This window comes from Endozoicomonas sp. SESOKO3 (genome assembly GCF_024606255.1).
Map to the genome: position 1 here is coordinate 1 of NZ_JAHHPR010000678.1, position 1,498 is coordinate 1,498.

1 protein-coding gene is annotated in these 1,498 nt (G+C 48.5%); it reads left to right on the top strand.

What is annotated here, in order from left to right:
- On the top strand, positions 1-1,498 hold a 1,498-nt coding region (locus KDK18_RS11950), incomplete at both ends, for a hypothetical protein (protein ID WP_257255150.1).

Genomic DNA, 1,498 nt, shown 5'->3' on the forward strand with positions numbered 1-1,498 from the left:
GAATGAACAAGTTTTCAAAGCGGGTCAGCCTGACGTTAATGAGCGTATTGCAGGCATTGAGAATGAACTTGACAGGCACATGGCTCGTCTGGGACCTAAGCCCCGGTTCGTCCTTGATCGTGAAATCACCATGGCCAAACAAACACTGGAACAAGCAAGAGCTGAGCTGGCAGTTGTTTATCGCAAACTGAATGCTATTCAAGGCAAACGACCGCTAGTTGTGGTTCATAATAAATACCCTGTCCGGGAGGGAGACGGCAAAGCTCTCAGTCGGGCAGTGCAACTCACTCCGGGCGCATTGGGTCAACCTGCAGGTGATGAGCAAACCCCGGAGAGTCGGGTAGACGCCGTGAGACAAATGCCGCTGCAAGGCAGTGAAGAAAGACGAGATCCAGTCATTGATAAACTGGAAGCTGCCTTTAAAAAAATGAACATCAGGATAAGAAGAGGTGATATCGGATTATTGAAGAAAGCTGATTACATTGCCATTAGTGCCTCTACAAATACTGATAATCGGGTCGAAACCGATACAATCGATAATGAACCGGGTGAACTGCTTTTAACCAGAATAAAGTACCGCCATGTCGCGGAATTCCTCCATGAGCACGACAAGAAAAGTATGGAATTGACCAATGCACGGCTGGAAGAAAGGAATGCACAAGAGAATCTGGATCGTAAAAAACAGGAGATTAAAGATCCCGGAGACATCGATGAACAGGCTAAAACCGCACATAACAAGGAGATCGCTGCGCTGACTTTAGCCCTGAAGCAGAAAACTGAAGCCGTATTAAAAGCAAAAGACGCTCTGACGGATTATCATGAAGCAGGTCTTGGCGCTAGCGAAGAAGCTATTGGTCTCAAACCAGACACTTCTGACGCCCATGAACAACGGATTAATGCCCTGAGAAAAAGACAGGTACAACTGGGCGGCTACGATGGTACTGGCGGCACGATCCAGCAACTGATTAAGAAACAAGCTCGTCTGGAAGATGAGATTAAAACCAGAGAAGCAGACATTGAGAAAATGAACGAAGTCCTGAAGGCTGCAGAGGAAGCCGCCGAACATGACGGCGGTCCCTTCCAGTTCACTCCGAAACAGGAAAAAGCCCGGGCTGATATCCACAAATTCGTGCAGCAGCACCCTCTCAAAAAACAGGCTCTGGAAGCCGCACTGGGCCTGACCGAAGCAGCAGCAGAGAGCGGTAAGGCAACACCGTTCCTTACGACTTTCGATTTTGACGATGAATTTGCACCGATTCGCTTACAGACAATGGTCGGAGACAATTTGAGTTTTGATCAGGCCAGCCGGATTGTGGAAGTCTTCAAAAACCTGAAGAGGCACTTTCCGGTCATCCCTCACGAGCCTCCGGAAGATCAGTCTCAGAATGTACTGACAACAATCGAAAAGCTGGTATTCAGGGCCAGGCATCAGATGAAAACAGGGGCTCAACAATACGACGATGAAATACACGGCATGGGCCTGACAGCCGTTCACTAC